The organism is Vitiosangium sp. GDMCC 1.1324, from assembly GCF_003044305.1.
Lineage (GTDB): Bacteria > Myxococcota > Myxococcia > Myxococcales > Myxococcaceae > Archangium.
Genome location: NZ_PZOX01000033.1, coordinates 1 through 23,175 on the forward strand (window position 1 = coordinate 1; position 23,175 = coordinate 23,175).

Below are 23,175 nucleotides of genomic sequence, written 5' to 3' on the forward strand. Positions count from 1 at the left end.
TGCTGCTCTCGAAGAGGGGGCCCGGCACCTCGGCCAGGTCTCTGGTGCTGAAGGAGTGGTGGGTCTCCCGAGGCATGTCTTGAATGGGCAGTGTCAGGGCCCGTCCCTCGGCGTCCCACTGTGGCGGATCCACGGTGAAGCCGCGCTCGGTGAAGTGCCGAGCAACGGCCGCGCCGACCTTCTCGGTATCATCGACCGGGATGCGGAAGTCGATGTGCAAGGTGGCCGGGCCCGCGACGAAGACGGGCTCCCGCTCGGAAGACTCGCTGGTGGCCCTCACCGTCCCAAGGGACTCACCGGCGGCCTCGTAGCCCCTTCCCTCGAGCACCATCACCGGCGGCACCTTCCAGGTCACCACCAGCTCGAAACGGGCCTCCTGCGCCAAGAGCCGACCACTCCTGCCGCGAATCCCCGGCGAGAAGGTAATGACGATGGGGTCGCTCGAAATGGAGCGGACCAGCCAGAACTGGACCTCGGTGAACCGGGTGACGGTCGGTTCACCCATCGGGCGCATTTCAGTCACCGACTGGCTCGGGACCCATTGCAGTCCTGCAATGGCTGTCTCGGGCACGACGGTCATCCGGCCTTCCAGGGAGCTCATGTCGAGCTCCTCGTCGAACTGGATGCTCGCGTCGAATCGACTGAGCCAGGGAATGGAGATGGGCGTGTTCGCCACGTCCTGCGCCGCGAACTGGAGCTGCGGCGGGGGCAACTCCGTCAGCGCGCGCTTCCGGTTCCCTTCCGTCGAGCCGGCCCTCTCTCCACCGGCGCCCACCTCCCCGCTGGCGGAGGCCCGCAGTGGGCCTGACGGCACCTGTGGCTGACGAGCCGCACTCTCGGGGCGGAAGCCGAACCAGAGGCCAACGGCCAGCAGCCCCCCGAAAGCCAGGGCCAGAAGAGCTCGTCGCGAGTACGTCGTCCTCGTGCTGAGCGATGCGTTACCGGTCATGGGATTCGCCGTAGAGCAAGAACCCTACCAGCGCAAACGCCCCCTCAAGGCCACGTGCCCGCTCCCATTTCCAATGGAGGAAGGGAGGGCTCCGCTTCGGCGACGTGGACGGCCAGCCCGGTCTGTCCAACCGCGACATGGTGGGCCAGTACGTGTCGATCGGGGTAGTCCCCACCGTTCTGCGGACGGAAGGGGATGGGTGCGTCCTCGAAGAGGCGCTCGAGGCGAGCACTCCAGGCGGCCTTCGCCGCGGCGACGCCTTCCGCAGTGATGCGTCCGGTTCCATAAACCGCATAGGTGGGCAGCACATCCATGCCGGGGAAGAAGAGCGCACCGTGGGTGATGGGGAAGAGCAGCTGCTCGAGCGGGCCGTTGATGCCACGCGGCGAATAGTCTTCCGCCGGCCCTCCCACCGTCACGCTCAGCAGGGCCCGCTTGCCCTTGAAGGCGCCGTCGCCGTAGCGATAGCGATTGCCGGCACCCTTGTAGCCGTACGCGAGGCCGTAGGCCCACACGCGGTCGAGCCAGCCCTTGAGGATGGCCGGCATCCCGAACCACCACAGCGGAAACTGGAAGAGGACGGCATCGGCGGCGAGCACTTTCTGCTGCTCGGCGGCGATGTCGGGGGCCTGCTCTCCGCTGGAATAGGAATGGCCCGACTCCGTCACGAAGCCCAGACGCTCCGGATCCGCGCGGGTCGGGAAGTCGTCCCCGTCGAATACAGCCTTCCAGCGCATGCCGTACAGGTCTGACTGCAGCACTTCGTGCCCATGCTGCTGAAGCGTCCCCACGGACACGTCGACAAGCTGGCGAGTCAGCGATTGGGGCTCGGGGTGCGCATAGACGACCAGGACCTTCTTCTTCATGACTTCACCCTCCATCTCGTGTGGAGGGAATCTGCGCGTCCGCGAGCTATTGGTGAAATCGCGAAACTTCTTGGCTACCATCCATGGCATGGATAGCACTCGCCCCGACCTCAATCTGCTGGTCACTCTGGAGGTGTTGCTGGCGGAGCAGACCTTCCCCGGAATCGCTCAGGCCACCGGATAGCCCCTGGCTGCTCGGGCGGCCCCCGTCCTCGGCCCCTCCGCTCCAGCCCTCACCTTCAACCAGCCTCCCATTTTTCTGATGCTCGGCGGCTGAGTCCAACTCCGGCTTTCCGACGGCCCCTCTCCACTCGGAGAGGGGCTTTGTCGTTGGTACGAGCAGCGCTACGCCGGCGTGGGCGGTCCGAACCACCTGGTGAGCGCGTCACGCAGCCCCGAATCCGTGCCGTCTCCCACCCACGCGACATGGCCATCGGGCCGAACCAGAACGGCCGAGGGCGCGGCGACCGCACCGAACACCGGGAGCTCCCACGCGCCCGTGTATCGGGCATCGACCCGCCGAACCCGCTCCGCCCACGGAGTGATGTCGAAGGCGCCCGGCTCGCCGAGGTTGAGGAAGACCGGCCGGGCCTCGTGCAGCAGCGAGAACACGCGCTTCGGATCGCTCTCCGTGCTCAGCTCGAGGTCGGGCATGCGACGCCCGAGCAGCGGGTGCCCCGCACCGAGGTCGTAGTGGACGTCGAGGCCCGACATCATCGCGGCGTACTGCTTGCGAGGCTGCTCCATCTTCAGCAGCTCGGCCATGTTCTCGCGCAGGGCCTCGGTGCGATCGTCGCCGCGGCCGAGCGCGATCTGGGCCATCGTCAGGCGGAGCACCCGGGCACCGATGGGGTGCCGCTCGGCGTGGTAGGTGTCGAGGAGGGTCTCCGGCGAGATGCCCTTCACCACCTGCGCGAGCTTCCAGCCGAGATTCACGGCGTCCTGCACGCCGATGTTGAGTCCCTGTCCGCCCGTGGGGGCATGCACGTGCGCCGCGTCGCCGGCGAGGAGCACCCGTCGCTCCCGGTAGGACGCCGCCTGCCGAGCCATGTCGGAGAATCGGGAGAGCCAGGTCGGATTGCGAACACCGAAGTCGGTCCCGTAGACCGCAATCAGCGCCGCGCGCAGATCATCCAGGGTCGGCTCGATTCTGTTGCCGACCTGCGGCTCGACCAGCACGACGCCGGCGCGCTTCCCGTCGTCGAGCTTGCCGATGGCGTTGACGCCCTTCTCTCCACGGCGGATGCCCCACGCGGGCTCCTCGGTCATCTCGACCTCGGCGATGAGGAAGCTGGTCGACGCGTCCCAGCCGGGGAACTCGATCCCGGCCTTCTTGCGAATCAGGCTCCGACCTCCGTCGCACCCGACGAGGTACGTCGCCCGGAGCGAGGCGCCGTCCGACAGCTCGACGTCGACGCCGGTGTCGTCCTGCGCGAACCCCGTCACCTCACGCCCTCGATAGAACGTCACCGGCAGCTCGGCGACCCACTCGGCCATGATGCGCTCGATGCGAGCCTGCCTGAGCGCGAGCCCGTAGTTGTGGCGCGTCGGGAAGTCGCTGATGTCGAGCGGGATGAACGAGAAGCCCGCGACCTGCATGAGCTGCCCCTGCGAGAGGAAGCGCTCGACGACGCCCCGCTGATCGAAAACCTCGATCGTGCGGGCGTGCAGGCCGCCAGCGCGTGACCCGGGGAGCTCCTGGTCCACGCGACGCTCGACGACGGCGACGTCGATCCCCGCCAACGCCAACTCGGCTGCCAGCATCAGGCCCGTCGGGCCGCCTCCGGCGATCAGCACTGCATGGTTGTTCGTGGCCACACTGCGTCCGGATTCGCTGTGCATTGGTTCCTCCGCGCCCGCTGTTTTTCGCGTGCGGCCGGCGTCTGTGCCTCACAGAGGGGGGCTTGTGGCAATCCCCTGGTCGTGGCATACAGCTGGAAGTAGCAAGGGGGAGATGTCGCGTCCCGCATGCGCCTCCCCGAAGCGAAACACCCCCTCCAAAGCTCAATGCCACTCAGCTGAGCAAGAGCGGGTCGCGGCACGGGCCGCTTCTCCGGAACGCACAAGCCACATCCCGTCCTGCCTCATGACTTCACCCTCCATCTCGTGTGGAGGGAATCTGCGCGTCCGCGAGCTATTTGTGAAATCGCGAAACGTCTTGGCTACCATCCATGGCATGGATAGCCATCGCCCCGACCTCAATCTGCTGATCACACTGGAGGTGTTGCTGGCGGAGCAGAACGTGACGAAGGCGGCCGCTCGCCTGCACCTGAGCCAGCCCGCCGTCAGCGCCCAGTTGAGTCGCCTGAGAGAGATGTTCGACGACCCCCTGCTCGTTCCCGCCCAGCGGGGGATGACGCCGACCGCCAAGGGGCTTGAGCTGCTCGAGCCGCTGCGCCAGGCCCTCGACCAGGTTCGGGCCACCGTCGCCTCGCACAGGAGCTTCGACCCCGCGACGGCGCGGTTGACTGTCGCCATCTCCTGCACCGACTACCTGCAGGCGGCAGTGGTCAAGCCGCTCGTCGTGGCGCTCCGAGCGCGAGCACCCGGGGTGCGTGTGGCGCTGCTCAACCTGGATCCGGCACGGTTGGAAGCACAGATGGTGCGCGGCGATGTCGACCTGGCACTCATGACGCCGCAAGTCGCGCCGCCCAGTCTTCGAGCCCGGCATCTGTTCGACGAGCGCTACGTGCTCATCGGCCGCCGGAATCATCCGCGCCTGCGGGGCGGGCTCACGGTCGAGGAATACGCTCGACTGGAGCATGTGATCGTGTCGCCAGGCGGAGGCGACTTCAGCACCCCCGTGGACAACGCGCTCGCGGCACTCGGACACCGTCGCAACGTGGTGCTATCCGCGGCTTCCTTCTTGTTCGTTCCCGAGCTCGTGGCCCAGTCGGACTTCGTGGCCCTGGTCCCTGAGAGGCTCGTCCACGACTGTGCCGACAAGCTGCGGTTGATGGATTGCCCGTTCCCTGTGGAGGGGTTCGCGGTAGGCATGGTGTGGCACGAACGCAGTCACGGGCACAGCGGACACCGCTGGATCCGCGAGACCCTCGTTTCGCTCATCGGCGCTCGGAGCCACGAGCGCACGGAGCCCCCCCTCAAGGGTCAGCGGAAGCAGGTGGCAAGCGGCGGACACCGCGGTCGCAGGGGGCGTGGGCACTGACCGCATTCGTGGCGTTGGCCGGCCATTCTCTCGGAGTCGCCGCCGCCTCGTCTTTGGAGCGTTCGGACGGGTCTTCGGCATCGGCATCGTCGGGTTGCTGGACAGCCTGACAGGCCTCGGCCACGGGAAAGCCAGCGGGTGTCCGCAGGCCTTCGCCGCGGGGAACTCGGCCCCCTGGGTTCAGCGATGCCGCGCGGCAAACTCTTGCATGTAGGCCACCAGGGCCTGCACGCCGGAGAGCGGCATCGCGTTGTAGATGCTCGCCCGCATTCCGCCGACCGACTTGTGTCCCTTGAGCTGAAGCAGTCCCCGCTCTCGGGCACCCGCGAGGAAGGGCTCGTTGAGCCGCTCGTCAGACAGGAAGAACGGCACATTCATCCGGGACCGGCACGCCCGGTCGACGTGGTTCACGTAGAAGCCAGACGCGTCGATGCAGTCATACAGCAGCGCCGCCTTCTCGATGTTGCGGCGCTCCATGGCCGCGACGCCGCCCTGCTCCTTCATCCATTGGAAGACAAGCCCTGCGATGTAGACCGCATAGGTCGGCGGCGTGTTGTACATCGAGCCGTTGTCGGCGACGTTTTGGTAGTCGAACGCGCTCGGGCAGATGGGCAGTGCGCGGCCGAGCAGGTCTTCGCGCACGATGACAATGGTCACCCCTGACATGCCAACGTTCTTCTGCGCGCCTCCGAACGCAACGCCCACCTTGGTCCAGTCAATGGGGCGCGACAGGATGTGGGACGAGCAGTCAATGACGAGCGGCGCATCACTGCCCAGCGCCTTGAGGTCGGGCAAGGACTGGAACTCGACGCCGTGAATCGTCTCGTTGGTGCAGGCGTGGACGTAGGCGGCATCGCGCGACAGCGACCAGGTCGCCGCATCGGGGATGGCGGTGAAGCCTGTCGCTTCCGTGGTCGCCGCGAGATTCACCGTGCAGTAACGGCGTGCTTCCTTCTGGGACTTCTGGGACCACGAGCCCGTGACGATGAAGTCCGCCGTGCCGCCGCGCGACAGGTTCAACGGGACGATGGCGTTCTCACCGAGACCGCCCCCCTGCATGAAGAGAATGCGGAAGGGCGGCGGCACCGCGAGCAGCTCGCGCAGGTCCGCCTCGGCGCGCGCGATGATTTCGCCGAACTCCTTTCCGCGGTGGCTCATCTCCATGACGCTCATGCCGCTGCCGTGCCAGTCGAGCATTTCGGCAGCCGCGCGGGTGAGGACCGGCTCGGGCAGCGTGGCTGGGCCGGGGGCGAAGTTGTAGGGGCGGGGCATCAGTCGTCCTTGCAGGAAGTGAAGTGGGGAGGTTGTATCAGCGCAACCGGCGCCACATGTGCATCTCGTCGCGGTCATCGCCCGCGGCGACGCGAATGGCCCCCGGCATCCGGCCGACCTCCGTTCCAACCCCAGCCCGCCCCGCAGCGTCAGGTGCAGCGCCTCGTAGCCGAGCGTGCGACCGTACCGGTCGACCGCTTCCATGAGGCGCCGACCATTCCCACCACCCTGGAGGCCCGGGTGGACCATCACCTCCCTCTTTGCTCCCGCCCGCTGACGAGCGTCGCCATGGCGGGCAGCGCCGTATCCTCGGGAAGGAGCAGGAGCACGGACTTTCCAGCCGGACGCGCCTCCTGGGCCACCGCCTGGGGGGGCAGCAGCGATAGGATGCGGAAGACAACGACCATGCGCCAGGACATGGTGGACACCTTGAACCGCATGAGGGGTATCAGGAGACTCCAACGCTGGACGGCGAGGAGCGGCTCCTCGTGTGGGCACGTGAGAGGGTGTTGAGAAGAGGTAAGCAGGCCCAAGATATAGTGGTCCCCTGCAACCGACCCAGCACAAGGTAGATGCACCCAGGCAGCCGGGCCATTTTTCAGAGTGGGCCGGTTTCCCCCCGACACGGCTCCGATTCCCTCCGCTGGGTGGAATCGGTCAGGCACATCCCAGGAGATACCATGACTCAAATCAATTTGATGTCACCCGAAGTTCTCGCGAATCCCTACCCCTACTACGCGGAGCTGCGGCGCCTGGGCCCGGTGTGTCAGGTCGAGCCGCATGGCATGTGGGCGGTGTCCCGCTATGAGGACGTGCTCTTCGTTCTCAAGAACCCATCCCTCTTCTCGTCGTCGGGTTTCACGGTGGCGTGGCAGCCGGCCTGGGTGGGTTACAACCCGATGGCCAATTCAATGATTACCCGGGATCCGCCGCAGCACACGCGGCTGCGTGCCCTGCTGCTGCGTGCGTTCGGACCCGCCACCATCGCCCGCTTGGAGCCACGCGTGCGGGCCAACGCCGAGAGGCTCGCGAGCGGTCTCGTGGACGGCGCTGACTTCATCCAGACGCTGGCGTTGCCCGTGCCCGCGTATGTCATCAGCGAGATCCTCGGGCTTGATCACCAGCTCCTTCCCTATTTCAAGCAGTGGTCCGATGACATCGTCGCGATCACTCCCTCCCCCGCGTCTCTCGAGGCCGCCGAGCGCATTCGCGGCACCATCGCGAAGCTGACCGAGTATGTGGGGAAGGTGATCGAAGAGCGGCGCCGCGCGCCAGCGGACGACACGGTGAGCGATCTGCTGCGCGCGGAGGTGGAGGGACAGCGGTTGACGGACGTGGAGATCAAGGACTTCCTCATCCTCCTCTTGATCGCCGGACTGGAGTCCACCACGAACCTCCTCGGCAACTCGCTCCTCTTCCTCGCCGACCATCCCGAGATGATGGCCCGCCTGCGGCTCGAGCCCTCGCTGATTCCGTCGTTCATCGAGGAGATGCTCCGCTACGACGGCGTGGCGCCGGGGGTTCCCCGGCTCGCGGCCAGCGACGTCACGCTCGCGGGGGTGACCATTCCGCAAGGCTCGATGGTGTTCCCGCTCATGTCCTCCGCCAATCGAGACGAGCGGAAATTTCCGGATCCGGATCGTTTCGACCTGAACCGGGGCTCCCAGGGCGGCCTCGCGTTCGGACAAGGCGCTCATTTCTGCCTGGGTGCGATGCTCGCTCGGATGGAGGTGCGGATCGTCCTGGAGACGGTGCTCGCGCGCTTCCAGCGGGTGGAGCGGCTCCCGGGGAACATTCAATACCAGTGCGCGCTCACGACGCGCGGGCCCGTCGCGCTGCCGCTCCGGTACATCCCTGTCGGCGGTTGAACCCCCTCTGGGCTCCCTCAAGCGGAGGCGGAGCCGGGGCTGGAGGAGGAGAGCCCGGTGGTGGCCGCGACGGTGGAGTCGACGAAGGAGCGCACGCCGCGATTGGATTGGGCCGGCGGAAGGTGTCGGCGGAAGGTGTCAGAGGATTTGTACGGTTCGAATCCTCTGACACCTGTCTGGCTGCCTGGGGCGCCACGCTCGCATCCTCCGCACCTGCTTGGGGGACACCACCGCGTGACGATGCGACCCGGGTGGTTGGAACGTGTCAGAATCACATCACCCCACGACATCACGATGTGGGGATGACATCCTCGCCGCGGCTCGAGGCGCCGTGTTTTCGCGCTCTTGCCGCTCCAGGCGGCCTGGCACGCCACGTGCTCATCCCATCGCAATCGGCGTATCACGCCAAAACAGCATATCCGTGAGACTGATACATGAAGAAGAAGCTGGTTGGGTGCTGGGCCCTACGCGGTATGCGGCAATGGCGGAAGATTCTGGGTTTGGTGATGGCGTTGGCCTGGGCCGACGAAGCGGCGGCGCAAGTCGATCTGTCCACGCTGGACAGGGAAATAGCCGGATCGCGCGCGCAGGTGCTGGTACTGGGCACGGTGCATCTGCGAGAGATGCCCAAGGACTTCAAGCCCCAATCGCTGGAACCGGTGCTGAAGCGCCTGGCTGCCTTCAAACCCGATATCATCACCATCGAGAAGATCTCCGGCGAAGGCTGCGACCTGATGGCGCGCCATCCCCTGGTGTATGGGCCCGTCGAGGAGAATCGCTTTTGCCGCGATACCGCTGCGGCGCGGACGGCGACCGGGCTGGACGTGTCGGCAGCGATCGCCGAGGTGCACAAGGCACTGAAGGACTGGCCAACGGCGCCCGCGCCTGCGCAGCGCCGCCATCTGGCGGCACTGTTCCTGGCGGCGGACGACAGCGCCTCGGCGCTGGTCCAGTGGCTACAGCTGCCCGAAGCCGAGCGCCGCGTCGGCGACGGCCTGGACGATGCGCTGGTGGCGGCGCTGCGCAAGAGCGAATCCGCCAACGACGAGAGCTACCAGATCGCGGCGCGGCTGGCCGCCCGGCTCGGGTTGCAGCGTGTGTTCGCCACCGACGATCACACGGGCGACGCCATCCAGAACTTGCCGGACGTCGCGGCGTACGGCAAGGCGCTCCAGGGCGCATGGAATGCGGACACGCCGCAGGTAAAGCGGTTTCGCGACTATGATGCCACGCGGTCGAAACTGTCGAAAAGCGGCGACATGCTCGCGTTGTACCGCTACATCAACAACCCCGCCTGGCTGCAAGGCGCGGCCGAAGCCGACTTCGCTGCAGCCCTGCGCGAGCGGTCGCCTCAACGCTACGGCCAGTTGTACGTGGCCGGCTGGGAAACCCGCAATCTGCGCATGGTGGCCAATATCCGCGCCGCGTTCCGCGAATACCCGGGCGCGCGTGTACTCTCGATCGTTGGCGCCTCGCATAAACCCTGGTTCGACAACCTGCTCGGGCAGATGCTAGGCGTGGACATCGTCGATGCCGGGCAGGCGCTGAAGTGATATGAGCCGTTGCGGAACGGCGCTGCACACCCTTCTCGTCGCCGCACTGCTGTCGGCCTGCGCACCGTGCCGGCACCCGATGCCGGTCCCTGACAACTGCTACACCTCCTTGACCCCGGGCCCCTTCGGCAGAAGGTGTCAGAGGATTTGTACGGTTCAATCCTCTGACACCTTTCTGGGATGCTCGTCTACGCTCGCGTACTCCAAGGAGACTGAAATGTCAGCGAAGGCACTCAGGGCATGGCTCGCGGTGGCTGCGCTTCTGCTCGGGACAAGCCCCGCCTACGGCGACACGAGCGCGGAGATCGCCGCGCGTCTGGACCATGCGAAGGCGGCATTGACGGCGACTCGTGGCCAGCTCACGCCGGAACAGTGGGCATTGCTCAGCGGCAAGCTCTCGGGCGCGGAAAAGGCCCTGGCGGACTACAACCAGCTCGTCGCGAAGACGGGACGAACGATGGTCACCGCCAAAGCGAGCACTGCGGCAAGCTCCGAGGTTCTCGCGGCCGAAGGCGAGGCCACGGCGGCCCGAAGCACGGTCTCGGTGCTCGGGAGAGTGGGCGTTATCTTCCTCTCCCTGGTCACCATCCAGAGCGATGACGACCCCACGCTCTACGAATCCCGTCAGAAACGGGTGCTGGAAGAGCAACTCCGGGAAATCGGCCGCGCGGCCGAACAGGTCAAATCGGAAATCGAGCAGGCCAGCAAGACCCCTGTCCCCAAGCCCGCCAGGCTCGACGAGGAGGAGGCCGAGGACGGAGACATCCACCACATCGCAACCAACAAGAATGACACGTCCGACGCCCGTGGAGGGCCGTGGACGCCAAGGTTCCGAGAGATATTCGAAAAGGCGGGAATGACTTTGAACGACCCCGCCAACACGGTGAGGGTCAAAGGCCACCGGGGCCCGCATCCCGAGCAGTACCATCGGCAGGTTCGTGACGTATTGAAGCTCGCCACGGATGACTGCGTCGGCGTGGTGCAATGCCGTGAACGACTCACGCGAGCGCTTTGGCGGTTGGGCGTGGAGTGCTCGACTCCTGGAACAAGACTGAACCAGTTGATTACAACACCTGCGGCAGGATAGGGATACACGGCGAATGCGCTACTTCCAACTGATGGACGACGTGAATGTCCTGGGTGGGTGGATACTGGGAACCCCGACCGATGCACGGACGGGCCAGCCTCTAAGTGGCGTATTCCTCAAGGGCCAGCCGCTACGCGTCACCGGACCTGTTCGAGTTCCCTTCCGCCAGCCCGGAAGAGCGCTCGACTTCTCCCTGGCGGATACAGCACCAGTCGTCCACGCTAAGGTGGCCTCGGTCCTGGCCGAACTGGCGCCAACCGACGTACAGCTCATCCCGGCGAACGTTGATACACAGCCTGAGCAATATTGCCTCTTGAATGTGCTGCGCGTCGTGAAATGTATCGATGATGCCGCTTGCGAAGAGGTCAATCACTGGACGCCCGAAGACGGAGTACCAGAGAAGACCGGGCAATATTTTTCCGTGTACGGCTTGAGGATCGATCCCACTCAGGTCGGAGGCGTGCACCTCTTTCGTCCCTGGGGATGGGAGATTGCCCTCATCGTCTCGGAGAGCATCAAGGAGGCGATGCAACGACTAGGCGTGACGGGCGCCCGGTTCGAGGAGGTTTGAATCACCCAGACGGTGCCCGCCTGGAAAGGCAGGGCTGCTTCATGATGAAGGTGCGACATGCCCCGGCCCTACTCAAGTCGTCAGGGAGTTCCGCAGCTCGGCCTCGTTGTTCGCACGGTAGAATGCACCCTGGCCCGCCTTCGCGACGCTCTGAGCCGTACGAGATGCCTGACACCTTCGCCGCTCCTTCGTCCGTGGGCTCACGGCTGGATGGATCGCGGCTCACGCGGCTTGCGCGAGCGCTGTGGCGGCAGGTGCCGAGTGCTGGCGTAGCTGACGGCACCTAACGGGGGGCGCGCGATTGTGGAGCACCTGGAGTTGCCCGCGCTGCCTGGGAGGCTGGCCCCGGCGCGGGGACCACCCCAGAGCGAGTGGTGTTGAGCCAAAGCAGTGGCCGCTGCTCCCAGCACCACTGCTGGCCTCATCCAGTGCCGCGCCCCACCTGGCAAGCCGGCCTGGGCTGGGCAGGGGTGTGTCTGCTGGAGATGTCGTGGCGCACTTCGAACGCATCCGGGAGCCGAGCCCGTGGGGTGACCAGGGCCCAGCTCCCGGAGTCAGTTCTCTTCAACTCCCCTCATCAGAATCCGGAGCCGCCAGGCCGCGGCACCAGATTCACGCCGTCAACGTCGAAGTCGACGACGGTCGCGTTCACCAGGGTATCGAAATCGTAGTGGACCGTGTTCGGGGAGGGCACGGGCTGGCCCACCACGGAAGAGGTGTCGTACTTCACCGAGACGATGAACACCTGCCCGGGCGTGGCGCCGGTGATGGAGATCCGAGCCTGACCCGGGCCAGGCATGCTCACCGTGGCCAGGGGGCTGTTGGTGCAGTCCGCGTTGTAGACGCGGATCTGGTTGATGTTCTGGACGGCGAACAGCGCGTTGAAGGTCGGGTGGGTCTTCGTCTCCCGCACATCGATGATGAAGCTGCTGCTCGGCGCGGTCACCCGCGAGTAGTAGAAGAACACGCCCGGCGAGGTGTTGTTGATCCTCCCGATTCTCGTCCCATACATCACCTGGGTGATGTCACCCGCGGTCCCGCTGGTGAAGTCCTGGCAGGTGGTCTCGGTGGGCGCCACCTTGCCCGTGGGCACGAACCGGTTGGTGAAGGTGCACTCGAACACCCGCCCCGCATCGGCCGGATAGTCCACCGTGAAGTCACACCCCTCCTTGCTCACGAACTCGAACCCGGGCCTCGCCGTCTCCTCGATGTGATAGGCGCCCTCCAGGAGTTCGAAGGGGAAGGTCTCCAAGCCGGTGCCGGTGGTGGTCACCGACACGCCCTCCGCCGGCAGCCCCGGACCCTGGAGGGTGAACGTCCACCCGGCCTCGCTCCCGGCGGGCTGGGTGACCTTGCGCACCTTGGCGAGGGCCTCGTGGAACGTATTCGCGAAGGTGACGGTCCCCGCGCAGCTCGGGAGCATGATGGTGACCGTCTTGGACGGCTGGAGTTCCCACTTCCCGCTGGTCGAGCCCACCTCCCTCACCGTGTAGCTCCCTGGCATCAGGCCGCCCACGGTGACCGAGTCGGAGGTCTCCCCCGCGGTGAACCCGATGGACGGCAAGGCCACCACCGTATTGGTGGAGTCCACGACCTCGAAGAAGAAGGTCTCGGTCTCCGTCCCGGACAACACGTTGGGGATGCTCTTGGAGATGGTCAGGTCGACCCGGGCCAAGGTGGAGATGTCCACGTCGACATCGGCCAGGGTGGTGAAGCCGTCCGCGCCCTCCAGGAGGGCCGTGTCGAGGAGATGGCCGCTGGTGGAGGAGGGCTGGGTCACCCGGACCGTCTTGGAGAAGGACACCGACCCGCTGGTGCTCTGGGTGCCCGACCGCCAGGTGATGGGCATGGTGGTGAAGGTACCGGGCACGTAGCCGTTCAGGAACGAGCCCGTGGCACCCGAGAAGGAGTTCGCCGCGAACTCCAGGAAGTCACCGGTGATGTGCTCCAGGTCGGTGATGACCGCCGTGTCATTGCGGATGATGCCCGACGGCTGCACCACGGCGGAGGCGGTGGCCGTGGTGGTGCCCGGCACCGGGACGCTGGTCACCGGGTCTGTGTAGGTCGCGACGGCCACATCGTTCAGGCCGGTGCTCCCCGCCGGCACCACGGCCGTGTGGGTGAGCACGAGCTGCTCGGTGTTGGCCGGCACGTTCACCGGCCCCGACATCGCCGTGTTCAGCGCCGTCGTACCGGAGCGGATCACATCCGTCACGTTCACCGTGATGGTCCGGCTGGCCGGGTTCTTGGCGTAGATGTTGGTGATGACGGTGATGTCCCCGCTCGGGGTGGCGGCCTGCTTCGTCCACGTGACGGTGAGCGACACATCCTGCTCCCGGTCCGCGGGCGCGGGGCTGCAGGTGTTGGGGAAGGTCAGCCGCGCTGGCGTGGGGGCCTTGACGATGTTCCACACCACGTCCCGGTCCTGCGTCGCGATCATGGTCTTGCGCAGCTCCTGCGGGAGGATCTCCCTCACCGGGATGGACACGTCGCGCGCCCCGATACCCGAGGTGCTCAAGTCCTCGTTCAACAGGTTGGCGTGCAGCGAGGAGCCGGGGAAGAGATGTGAGCCCAGCGCCAGGCGAGCGTAGTAATCGTAGACGCAGGTGGTGTTTCTCGCCTGGGTGATGGTGACGAGGCGGTAGAGGGTCGTGTGGATGCCGCCCACCCCGGGGGTCACCTCCGTCGCGGCCCCGACCATGGGAGCCGCGCAGGAAGTAGACGAGAGCGTCGTGTTGAGCACGGGGACGGAGAGGACGTCATAGCCGGGCCTGCCGGCATCCTCCCGATCCACGGCGATCGCCAGCGTGTACGTCTGCGTGGCGGGAGCGGAGGTGCCGGCCGACAGCGTCAGCCGATAGGGCACCAGATCCAGCTCGTTCCACCCCTTGCCCAGGTTGCCCGAGGTATACGCCGAGTCCGGGCAGATGAACTTCCCCGAACCATCGGGGAGGGTGATGCTGCCATCGTTGCGGCACCCTTCCAGTCTCGGCGTCACTCCGGTGGGATCCGTTGCTCCTGCCTCACCCGAGGCGAGCACCAGGGCCAGTGCCGCCACGAACAACCATGTGACTCGTCCCGTCTTCTTTCTCATATCGCGTCCCCCCAGCTCGTGAATCGCTTCTGTGGTGCCTCTCACCGCAGCGCGCACCCAGAGCAAGGCCAGGACCATCTCTGGAAGAGGACGGAAAGATGTCGATCAGGGTGGGAGCGGTGTTCCGAAGGATTTGCTCGCCGTGTCACGCGTCTACCTGTCGAGGGAAGCGCGCGAGTCTTCCTGGGTAGCGGTTCTCTCAGGTCGCGCCCATCTTTCAGAGAATCCACAGACGCCGCGCTGGTAGTGCCATTGCTGTCTTTTCCCGCCATGGGCAGTTTGGGGCCTCGGGTGACAGGCGAGGCCTGGCGCCTGGTCCCGCGTGGGTCCGCGGGACGGTGGACGGTGGACGAAAGGACAAGACCATGCTTCGGAAGAAGTTGATCGCACTCTCGACGATTGCGGTGGCGGGCCTCGTGATGGGTCTGTCGGAGGAGGCCTTCGCACAGGAGGCCTACCGGCGACAGTCCGCGACGGGCTGCCTGCCCATCACCGCCAGTTCCCTGAACGTCAAGAACGACTCTGGCGCCATCGGAAATGGCGGCTCCTCGACCACCATGCGGCTCGTCTGCGCCGTCAACGATGACTCCTACCTGTCCAAGGATCTGGTCCGCTCGATCCTCGTGGATGTGTATGACGGCTCGACGAGGGAGGCCGTGGATGCGCGCGCGTGCGTCACCTATATGGGAAGCACGGGCGGCGCCTGCGGCCCTGGTGCCGCCACCAGCGAAAGCGGCGTCGGAATGGAAGTGCTCATCCCGAGCCCCAGTGTCTGGGAAGACAATCCCTATGAGTATGGCTTCATCGTCGTGACCCTGCCGGTCCTCGAGGCCGGACGCCTCCCAAGCTCCATGCACGGCTACATCCTCATGGATTGAACGGGAGAATCACATGCGGCCCTCGAGACGACGTCTGGTTGGACTCACCCTGGCACTCCCCCTCGCCTTCGGGATGATGGGGGTCGCGCTCTCGCGACTCCTTCCTGGAGGAGACGTTCCCGAGGCCACGGGGCCGACGAGCTCGCGGCAGGGGATGGCCACGGCGGCAGAGCCCCCGCCCCCACCGCGGCCCGTCGTGGTGTCCTCTCCACAGGACGAGAGGATCCGAGCCCTGGAGCAGAAGGTGGCGGAGCTCTCGGCCCGGGCCGCTCCCCGCGAGCAAACCAGGCCCAGTCGCCCGCCGCCTCCTCCTCCGCCCTCTCCGGAGGAGGCGAAACAGCGGATCCTCCAGCGGCAACGGGCACAGCTCGAGGCGCATCAGCGAGAGCCGCTCGATTTCGTCTGGGCGAAGGAGGCCCACTCCTCCTTCGCGGCGGATCTCTCGTCGCTCTCACGCGAGGCGGCCTTCCGGGTGCGAAACATTGATTGCAGGACCACGACCTGCGTCGTCAACCTCGAGTGGACCTCCTATGAGGAGGCGAGCACGAGCTACCCGCGATTGCTGCAACATGCCTATGGGCTCGACTGCACGCGTAGTATCGTCCTCCCCGAGCCCGAGGACCCCCATGTCAGCTACCAGGCCAACCTGCTCCTGGACTGCAAGAACCTCCGCTAGCCCTGGCCGCGGGGTGTTGAGGTTTACTCCGCCAGCGCTGTACGAGATAGCGCGAGCCACACTCGCTACGTCGAACCAAGCCTCATGAGGACTTCGGCAACTCCACCCGGGTGATGCTGGTTCTCGTTGATGATGGTGTGGAAGCCACACTTCTCGAGGACGCGGATCGACGCGAGGTTGTGGAGAGCGACCCACGCATGAAGCGGCCGGACGGGCTCGAGCACGAGAAACTCAGAGAGGGCCCGAGTGGCGATGCCTTTGCCCCAATGCTCGCGACCAATCCAATAGCCGACGAGGCGCTTGGCATCCTGTTCCCAACTGCCGATGTTCCCAACAACCACGCGGCCCATCACGATGGTGCGGGTGACGTTTTCAGGGCGGAGAACCTTTGTGCGCCAGTGGGTCATGAACGCATCGCGCTCCCGCGATTCAAATGCGGCCATGCGCAGCGCTTCTGGGTCGCGCTGGTGTTCGAAGAAGATGGGAAGGTCCTCATCTGTGACGTTGCGGAGGATCATTCTGAAAAGGCTCCGTCCAGTCTGCGCCGCGAGGGAGGTCGCGAGGCGAATGGCGGAAGGGTTCTATCTTGTTCGGGCATGACGAAGCGCGGGAATTTGGACCGGCCTCGTGTGGGGCGCGCAGTGTTGTATGCGGCGGTGAGGGACAACCTCGCCACGCTGCTGGCGGAGGCGAGCGTGAGCCTGCTCCAACGGATGCCCTTCTGAGCTCTTGATTCGAGCGACTCGGACACCCTCCCGGTCGTGGCTCACGGAGCCTCGTCTGGCTGGGGAACGGCAGTGGCCGCAGGCTCGACGAGGAACTCGATGCGGCTCGCGGCCGCGCAGGAGGTGTCGGGCCGCACCGTGGGCTTGCGCAGGAACTCCCGGGCGATGTCCGCCGCGCAGGTGTTGGTGTCGAGCACCGCGTGAGCACCTCCGGCGATGACCACGTGGTGGCCGCGCTCGAGGGTCCGCGTCGCGGCGCTTGCCAATGCCGGCGGGGTCACGGGAGCGAAGTCTCCCGAGAGCAGCAGCGTGGGGACCCTGGACACCACCGGCTCGTACCAGGACGGGTCCGCGGCGCCCGAGGGCCACTGGGCGCAGGTGCTGAACATGCCGAGTTGCGTGGGCAGGAAGAAGCCCTGGAGTTCCGGCAGCGCTCCGGCCGCTCCCGCGCTCACCGCCGCGGGGCTGGTGGCGGACACCTCCTCGCGGCACAGGGTGGAGAGGTGCATTCCGTAGCTGAGGCGCATGAGTGCCCGGGTGCCCATCCGTCAGGGCGCCGAGGAATCCCATCAAAGCGGGGACGCACGGCGGCGCACGCAGGCCACGGCCAGCAGCACGAGCAGGCTCCAGAAGGCGCCCGCCCCGGGTCCACCGGACGAGCACGCATAACCCTCGGCCTTCGGCTCGGGCTGCTGCGGCCCGGGTTCCTCCGGCACCGCGTTCCGCGTCACCGTCACCTCGAAGGTGCACTGGCTGCGGTTGCCGGCCGTGTCCGTCGCCGTCACCGTCACCACCGTGGTGCCCACCGGGAAGGTGCTGCCCGACGCCTGTCCATACTCGATGACGGGGGGGTCCCGGTCATCCGTGGCGGTGGCCGGGGGGTAGGACACCGCCGCGCCGCTCGCGTCCGGCGCCGTGGCGGAGAGGGAGGCCGGACAGGTGAGGACGGGCGCGGTGGTATCGGGCAGGAACTCCGCCAACGGGAAGGCGCGTGGCTCGTTGCCGGAGAGGAGGTCCGTCGCCGCGAAGACGAGCTTCTCCCCCAGGCGCACGAGGTTCGTTGGCGTGGAGGAGCCCTCGCCGGGCACGAGGTCTTCCATCCGGCGGGTGCCCGCCGCGGTGCCATCCGTCACCCACAGCTCCTGCCCGCTCGCGGCATCCGCGCCCTGGAAGAAGGCGAGCCCTAGCTCCTCCATTCCCCACAGCGCCACCACCCCCGTCTGGGGGTCGAATCGCAGTGCGCTGTCCGGACCGGGCCACACGTCCGAGAGCAGCGCCGTGCCCGCCGGGGTGCCGTCCGTCTTCCACAGCTCCGCGCCGTGCTCCGCGTCGCGCGCCAGGAAGAGCACCGTGTCGCCCACGCGCGTGAAGCCCAGGGGAAAGCCGTTGTCCTCCCCGGGCTGCACGTCCTTGAGGAGCACCGTCCCCGCCTCGGTGCCGTCACTCACCCAGGGCTCCAGGCCGTGCGTGCCGTCATCCAGGGAGAGGTAGAGCCGCCCGCCAGCCACCATCATCCTGGAGAGCGAGTCTTCGGGGCCGGGATTCACGTCCTTGAGGAGCACCGTGCCCGCCGGGGTGCCGTCCGTCTTCCACAGCTCCAGGCCGTGCTCGGTGTCCCTCGCACCGAAGTAGAGCGTCCCATCGAGGACGGCCATCAGGGGCCGCCGCACCTCGGGCACCCCGAAGCCAGTGGCCGAGCCCGGGGCGAACTCCTTGAACAGCACCGTGCCGGCCTCGGTGCCGTCACTCGTCCACAGCTCCATCCCGTGCGTGCCGTCATCCGCCCAGAAGAACAGCCGGTTGCCCAGGGCCTCCCACTGCATGAACTGGGAGCTGCGGGGGCCGGGGGCGAGGTCCTTGACGAGCACCGTGCCCGCCGCGGTGCCGTCCGACTTCCACAGCTCCAGGCCGTGCTCCGCGTCAGTGCCCGCCAGGAAGAGCGTGTCGCCCACGAGCACCAGGGGCCCGCTCGCGATGCCGGGGTTCTTGAACACCTTCAGCCGCGACGTTCCGGCCTCGGTGCCATCCGTCCGCCACAGGCTGAGCTGCCACCCACCGGCAGAGAGCACGTCACTGGAGATGAAGAAGGCCTCGCCTCCGCGTACCACCCAGGGCTTACTCGGGTCTACGTACGGGAGGAGCGTCGAGCCCTCGCGGAGGTTCTTCACCCGCACGGTGCCGGCGTCGGTGCCGTCCGTCCTCCACAGCACCTGCGTGTACTCGTCGTCGTACGCGATGAAGAGCGCGAGCCCTCCCAGCCGGGTCATCTGGCCGGGAAAGGAGTCACGGGGTTCGGACCGAGAGGACACGAGCCGCACGGTGCCGGCCGCCGTCCCATCACTCACCCACAGCCGCCGTGCGTGGGTGAAGAAGAGTCGGCCGCCCGCGTTCACCATGCTGTAGCTGGAGGGGGCACCCTCGGCATTCAGCTCCGCCACCTTCACGGTGCCGGCGTCGGTGCCGTCGGTCTTCCAGAGCTGGAGGGCGCGCTGGGTGTCCGCGCCCAGGAAGTACAGGCTCCCCTCCAGGGCCGCCATGGCGCCCAGGGCGCCGTTGCCTCCCGGGCGCACGTCCTTCACGAGCCGTGTGCCGGACTCGGTGCCGTCCGTCGTCCACAGCTCCAGGCCGTGGCTCGGGTCGCTTCCCAGGAAGAAGACCTGACCGCCCACGACCACCGGGGGCTGCCACGGATATATCGAGACTGTTTGAAGCCGGCGGGTGCCGTCGGCGGTGCCGTCCGTGACCCACACCTCGTTGTCCATCCACATCACCAGCCGGTCGCCGAGGGTGGCGCGCTTCCACACCTGGTACGGCAGGTCCGCCACCTTCACGGTGCCGGCCTCCGTCCCGTCGCTCTTCCAGAGAGAGGCAGTGGGGGATGAGCGGGTCGCGACCTGCACGAGCAGCGAGCCGCCCACCTCATCCATGCCGTGCACGCTGCCGGACGAGGGAGGCGACCACACCTGCACGGTGCCGGCCTCCGTGCCGTCCGACTTCCACAGGGCGGAGGGCGCATTGCCCGTGGCGTTCGCGCCGAAGTACAGCGTGGAGCCCAGTGCCGTGAGGCTCGTGGGGAACGAGCCGAGGTCGCCCGGGGCGATGTCCTTCACTCGTGTGGTGCCCGCCGGGGTTCCATCCGTCTTCCACAGCTCCTGGTTTCCGATGAACTGGGCGGCGAAGAAGAGCGTGCTGCCCACGCGCTCCCAATCGGAGATGGCCACGCCGGTGGGAATCTCCCCGTTGCTGGGCACGGAGAGCAGGCGCACGGTGCCGGTGGGGGTACCGTCCGTCTTCCACAGCTCGGTGTTCAGGGTGCTCCCGCGGGCGATGAAGAAGCTCGAGCCATGGAGCTCCCCGAACAGGGAAGGGTTCGAGCTCTCCGGGCCTGGCTGCACATCCTTCACGAGGAGGGTGCCTTCCGCGCTCCCGTCCGACCTCCACAGCTCCGAGCCCGCCGACGCGCTCTGGTTGGAGAAGTACACCGTGTTGCCCACGGCGAAGAGGGGACCGCAGGCTTTGGGAGTGTCGTCGTGTCCGGGACGGATGTCCCGCAGCAGCGCGCTCTCGGCGGCATGGGAGGGCAGGGGCAGTCCGGCCAGGAGCGGCACGGCGAGCGCGAGGCACGCCGACAGACGGCTCGCGTGGAAGCAGGAGGGGCGCAAGGAAGTTCCAGAGGGCATGGCGGAAGTGAAGGGCTGCAACCGCAATGCCAGACGTGGCTGTTCTCGTATCACCGCCCCGCCTGTGCACCCTGTGCATGCACATCCACAGCACAGCGCGGCCTTGGTGAAGCTGCTCGCTCACGCCGTATCCAGGGGCCCGCGCGTCAAGGAGCCCGCGCGTCAGGAGGGCCGCACCGAAGCCTTGTCATGCTGCGACACGCACTCCTGCGACTCATGAATCATGAAGTATCGCCGCGCCCCACCTGGGAAGCCGGCCTGGGCTGGGCTGCAGATCGGCATGCGGCTCTGACTCTCAGCGGGGGGGCTCGCGGGACTGCTGCTCGAGCACGTCGAGCGCGACATCCAATGTCTTGCCGACCACGCGGTTGACCAGCCGGACCATCCCGTACGAGCCCGACACGGCCAGGTCATGGAGCCCGTGCACGCCCCGGACGGGGGCCGTGAGCGGGGGCACTTTCTCCAGCAGCTCGAAGGGCCTCGCGGCGGTGCGCTTGTGCACCTGTTCCACCGCCGTCGCGCCCTTGTCCACCGCGTCCTGCACCAGGTCCTTCAGTCCGCGCCACTTCTTCATGGGAGCTCCTTCTCACACCAGGCCCGGACCTGGGCGTAGACGTCCGCGTGGTGGGCCAGTGCGATGTGATTCACCCCGGCCACGACCTTGACGTTTTCCTGCGGGAAGACAGGACGGGGGTCCGCCGCGCCCGCCCGTCCGGCGGCGCTCGCCAGGGGGACCACGCCGTCGCCGAAGAGCAGCGAGAGCAGATGGCGCTCATCCGGGCCCAGCGACCCGACGAGCAGGTGATGGGACACTTCCGGGAGCAGCGGGATGGGGTGGTGGCGGCCCAGGTTCGCGAGGCCCAGATCCTTCACACCGCTGCTCCGCAGATTGACGACGTCCGCGACCAGTTGCGTGTAGGCATTGGGGATGGCTCGCAGCGCCTCGGTCACCACCTTGCCCATCCGCTCGAGTGGGGAGCCCAGGTGCGGCACGCCGATGTAGATGGCGCGGCGGACGCGGGACAGCCAGGAGTGCCCCTCCTCGGTGGCCACGTGGCACGCGCTCCGCACGACGAGCCCGCCCATGCTGTAACCCACCAGGATGAGCTCCTCGACCGGGACGGGGAACTCGGCCACGAGCGCCTCCAGCATCCGGGCCAGGGCTTCGCCGTTCTCGGAGATGTGCAGGCCCGTGTTGTAGCGGAGGTAGAGCGGTGTCACGCCGTGGTCCCGCTTCAGCAGCGCGCCGTAGGTCACCGCGGGCTCCTCCGGGAAGGACCAGACGGCCTCAGTGACGGCGAGCCCGTGCACCCAGAGCGCCAGCCGGCCCGTGGGGGCGGGGTACGCACGCTGGAGCGACGCGCGGTCGGGCCGCACCGGCTGCCCATCGAGGAAGAGCTCCATTGGCGTGGCCAGCCCGTTGCCCTGGCGGTGGAGGTAGTCCCCCAGCACGCCGTTGAGGACCCCGATGGCGAACTCCAGCTTGCCGCCACCGGCCCGTGCGGCAGGCGGTGACGCGGCGGTCTCCCCGGCGAGGGAGGGCGGGGCCGGTTCAGTTCCCGGCGCCGAGGCCAGCGCTTCAGTGTCTTTGGACGTCATCAAGGTTCACCCCCGGTGGAGCATGATGTCACGGAATGACGCGGTGCGCCAACATGGTGGCCGGACGCGCGCCCGGAAGGGCTCCACCCAGCCACTCTTTGAACCAGCTCGAGTCATCATACGCCCGCGTAGAAGCGCGCCTCCCTCAAGAGGGGCGGAGGCGGGGCCGGAGGAGGAGAGCTCGGTGGAGGCCCGCGAGTACCGGGAGACGCAAGCCATCGAGCGCGCCATGCAGAGCAAGTCCTTCGAGGAGAGTGCGTAGATCAAGCAGCAACTGAAGGAACACGACGCCCCGCTGGACGAGAAGATGCGCAAGGAGTCAGTCGGGTCGCTTGATGATGGGTGAGCCCGGTGCTCGTCTACGCTCGCGTACTCCAAGGAGACTGAAATGTCAGCGAAGGCACTCAGGGCATGGCTCGCGGTGGCTGCGCTTCTGCTCGGGACAAGCCCCGCCTACGGCGACACGAGTACAGCTCATCCCGGCGAACGTTGATACACAGCCTGAGCAATATTGCCTCTTGAATGTGCTGCGCGTCGTGAAATGTATCGATGATGCCGCTTGCGAAGAGGTCAATCACTGGACGCCCGAAGACGGAGTACCAGAGAAGACCGGGCAATATTTTTCCGTGTACGGCTTGAGGATCGATCCCACTCAGGTCGGAGGCGTGCACCTCTTCCGTCCCTGGGGCTGGGAGATTGCCCTCATCGTCTCGGAGAGCATCAAGGAGGCGATGCAACGACCAGGCGTGACGGGCGCCCGTTTCGAGGAGGTTTGAATCACCCAGACGGTGCCCGCCTGGAAAGGCAGGGCTGCTTCATGATGAAGGTGCGACATGCCCCGGCCCTACTCAAGTCGTCAGGGAGTTCCGCAGCTCGGCCTCGTTGTTCGCACGGTAGAATGCACCCTGGCCCACCTTCGCGACGCTCTGGAGCCGTACGAGATGCCTGACACCTTCGCCGCTGGCTATCGAACAATGCCGCACTTGTCCATCAACCCTGCAGCCTCCCGCAGACTCATTCGTTCGACATCTCGCAACGCCTTCATGAGCGAAATGAGCCCAAAGCCCATCTCCTTCAGTCGAGCAACAGCGTCCTCAACCGATATTCCCTCTCGTCGCAGGCTCTCCAGAAGAGATACGGCATCTTGGTCTGAACGTTCCATAGCTTGCCTCCAGCGCTATTGCCCACCCG

At 66.8% G+C, this 23,175-nt stretch carries 19 protein-coding genes; 8 read left to right on the forward strand and 11 right to left on the reverse strand.

Annotation, left to right across the window (positions count from 1 at the left end):
- The 3 genes from DAT35_RS52680 to DAT35_RS52690 form a co-directional block, all read right to left on the reverse strand.
- Positions 1 to 949, reverse strand: a 949-nt coding sequence (locus tag DAT35_RS52680) for a hypothetical protein (RefSeq protein WP_146210239.1), incomplete at its 3' end; no start/stop codon positions are given.
- A 44-nt stretch (positions 950 to 993) separates the two neighbouring features.
- Positions 994 to 1,815: an NAD(P)H-dependent oxidoreductase gene (locus tag DAT35_RS52685; protein ID WP_108077078.1), complete on the reverse strand. Its 822-nt coding sequence runs from the start codon at positions 1,813 to 1,815 to the stop codon at positions 994 to 996.
- Between the two features lie 345 nt (positions 1,816 to 2,160).
- Complete coding sequence (locus tag DAT35_RS52690; RefSeq protein ID WP_108077079.1) at positions 2,161 to 3,657, reverse strand: FAD-dependent monooxygenase; 1,497 nt, start codon at positions 3,655 to 3,657, stop codon at positions 2,161 to 2,163.
- 334 nt (positions 3,658 to 3,991) lie between these two features.
- Here DAT35_RS52690 and DAT35_RS52695 point away from each other — a divergent pair, with 334 nt between their 5' ends.
- The gene (locus DAT35_RS52695; protein ID WP_108077080.1) at positions 3,992 to 4,981 is read left to right on the forward strand and encodes a LysR family transcriptional regulator; all 990 of its coding nucleotides are present in this window, start codon (positions 3,992 to 3,994) and stop codon (positions 4,979 to 4,981) included.
- Between the two features lie 180 nt (positions 4,982 to 5,161).
- On the opposite strand, the gene serC is transcribed toward DAT35_RS52695, so the two are convergent.
- Both serC and DAT35_RS52710 read right to left on the reverse strand, forming a co-directional pair.
- Positions 5,162 to 6,253, reverse strand: a complete 1,092-nt coding sequence (gene serC, locus DAT35_RS52700; RefSeq protein WP_108077081.1) for a 3-phosphoserine/phosphohydroxythreonine transaminase — start codon at positions 6,251 to 6,253, stop codon at positions 5,162 to 5,164.
- A gap of 248 nt (positions 6,254 to 6,501) precedes the next feature.
- Positions 6,502 to 6,672 carry a hypothetical protein gene (locus tag DAT35_RS52710; RefSeq protein WP_158502259.1) on the reverse strand — a complete coding sequence of 57 codons (171 nt, stop codon included), beginning with the start codon at positions 6,670 to 6,672 and terminating at the stop codon, positions 6,502 to 6,504.
- Between the two features lie 261 nt (positions 6,673 to 6,933).
- On the opposite strand from DAT35_RS52710, the gene DAT35_RS52715 reads away from it, so the two are divergent.
- From DAT35_RS52715 to DAT35_RS52730, 4 genes are all read left to right on the forward strand, one after another.
- A complete protein-coding gene (locus DAT35_RS52715; protein ID WP_108077083.1) occupies positions 6,934 to 8,121 on the forward strand; it encodes a cytochrome P450 in 1,188 nt (395 codons plus the stop codon).
- Positions 8,122 to 8,555: 434 nt separating this feature from the next.
- Complete coding sequence (locus DAT35_RS52720) at positions 8,556 to 9,674, forward strand: DUF5694 domain-containing protein (protein ID WP_199243269.1); 1,119 nt, start codon at positions 8,556 to 8,558, stop codon at positions 9,672 to 9,674.
- 217 nt (positions 9,675 to 9,891) lie between these two features.
- Positions 9,892 to 10,761 (forward strand): AHH domain-containing protein, encoded by an 870-nt coding sequence (locus DAT35_RS52725; RefSeq protein WP_233262228.1) that lies wholly within the window; start codon positions 9,892 to 9,894, stop codon positions 10,759 to 10,761.
- A 13-nt stretch (positions 10,762 to 10,774) separates the two neighbouring features.
- Entirely contained in the window at positions 10,775 to 11,332 is a 558-nt protein-coding gene (locus DAT35_RS52730) for an imm11 family protein (protein WP_108077085.1), read from the forward strand.
- Between the two features lie 577 nt (positions 11,333 to 11,909).
- Here DAT35_RS52730 and DAT35_RS52740 read toward each other — a convergent pair.
- Positions 11,910 to 14,426 carry a hypothetical protein gene (locus DAT35_RS52740; protein WP_146210240.1) on the reverse strand — a complete coding sequence of 839 codons (2,517 nt, stop codon included), beginning with the start codon at positions 14,424 to 14,426 and terminating at the stop codon, positions 11,910 to 11,912.
- 365 nt (positions 14,427 to 14,791) lie between these two features.
- Between DAT35_RS52740 and DAT35_RS52745 the strand changes: the two genes are divergently transcribed.
- Together DAT35_RS52745 and DAT35_RS52750 are read left to right on the forward strand one after the other, a co-directional pair.
- Positions 14,792 to 15,304 carry a hypothetical protein gene (locus DAT35_RS52745; protein ID WP_108077087.1) on the forward strand — a complete coding sequence of 171 codons (513 nt, stop codon included), beginning with the start codon at positions 14,792 to 14,794 and terminating at the stop codon, positions 15,302 to 15,304.
- A gap of 244 nt (positions 15,305 to 15,548) precedes the next feature.
- Positions 15,549 to 15,980, forward strand: coding sequence for a hypothetical protein (locus DAT35_RS52750; protein WP_146210241.1), 432 nt, complete (start codon positions 15,549 to 15,551; stop codon positions 15,978 to 15,980).
- Positions 15,981 to 16,045: 65 nt separating this feature from the next.
- On the opposite strand, the gene DAT35_RS52755 is transcribed toward DAT35_RS52750, so the two are convergent.
- The 5 genes from DAT35_RS52755 to DAT35_RS52775 form a co-directional block, all read right to left on the reverse strand.
- The gene (locus DAT35_RS52755; protein WP_108077089.1) at positions 16,046 to 16,498 is read right to left on the reverse strand and encodes a GNAT family N-acetyltransferase; all 453 of its coding nucleotides are present in this window, start codon (positions 16,496 to 16,498) and stop codon (positions 16,046 to 16,048) included.
- A gap of 248 nt (positions 16,499 to 16,746) precedes the next feature.
- The gene (locus DAT35_RS52760) at positions 16,747 to 17,232 is read right to left on the reverse strand and encodes an alpha/beta hydrolase (RefSeq protein ID WP_158502261.1); all 486 of its coding nucleotides are present in this window, start codon (positions 17,230 to 17,232) and stop codon (positions 16,747 to 16,749) included.
- A gap of 42 nt (positions 17,233 to 17,274) precedes the next feature.
- Positions 17,275 to 20,367: an ELWxxDGT repeat protein gene (locus DAT35_RS52765; protein WP_158502263.1), complete on the reverse strand. Its 3,093-nt coding sequence runs from the start codon at positions 20,365 to 20,367 to the stop codon at positions 17,275 to 17,277.
- A gap of 313 nt (positions 20,368 to 20,680) precedes the next feature.
- Positions 20,681 to 20,959 carry a hypothetical protein gene (locus DAT35_RS52770; RefSeq protein WP_108077092.1) on the reverse strand — a complete coding sequence of 93 codons (279 nt, stop codon included), beginning with the start codon at positions 20,957 to 20,959 and terminating at the stop codon, positions 20,681 to 20,683.
- Positions 20,956 to 21,984: a triacylglycerol lipase gene (locus tag DAT35_RS52775; RefSeq protein WP_108077093.1), complete on the reverse strand. Its 1,029-nt coding sequence runs from the start codon at positions 21,982 to 21,984 to the stop codon at positions 20,956 to 20,958. The genes DAT35_RS52770 and DAT35_RS52775 overlap by 4 nt, the downstream gene beginning before the upstream one ends.
- Positions 21,985 to 22,322: 338 nt before the next feature.
- On the opposite strand from DAT35_RS52775, the gene DAT35_RS62585 reads away from it, so the two are divergent.
- Positions 22,323 to 22,760, forward strand: a complete 438-nt coding sequence (locus DAT35_RS62585) for an imm11 family protein (RefSeq protein ID WP_369946571.1) — start codon at positions 22,323 to 22,325, stop codon at positions 22,758 to 22,760.
- Positions 22,761 to 23,175: the final 415 nt, after the last annotated feature.